The sequence below is a fragment of the Zwartia vadi genome, assembly GCF_030410375.1.
Taxonomy (GTDB): domain Bacteria; phylum Pseudomonadota; class Gammaproteobacteria; order Burkholderiales; family Burkholderiaceae_B; genus Zwartia; species Zwartia vadi.
Genome location: NZ_JAUHHE010000054.1, coordinates 1 through 255, shown reverse-complemented (window position 1 = coordinate 255; position 255 = coordinate 1). Strand labels below are relative to the sequence as shown.

General features: G+C 58.4%; 1 protein-coding gene. It reads left to right on the top strand.

Annotated elements, in window-relative coordinates; genetic code table 11:
• A partial coding sequence (locus QWY27_RS15285) for a GTP-binding protein (protein ID WP_290199291.1) occupies nt 1-255 on the top strand: 255 nt, incomplete at both ends.

Sequence of the window (255 nt, the reverse complement as noted above, 5' to 3'; positions counted from 1 at the left end):
ACGTTGACCACGGCAAAACGACGTTGACCGCAGCGATCACGACTGTTCTGTCCAAGAAGTTTGGTGGCGAAGCAAAAGACTACTCGCAGATCGATGCCGCTCCTGAAGAGCGTGCGCGCGGTATCACTATCAACACCGCTCACGTCGAGTACGAGACGGCTAACCGTCACTACGCGCACGTTGACTGCCCCGGCCACGCCGACTACGTCAAGAACATGATCACCGGTGCCGCACAGATGGACGGCGCAATCCTGG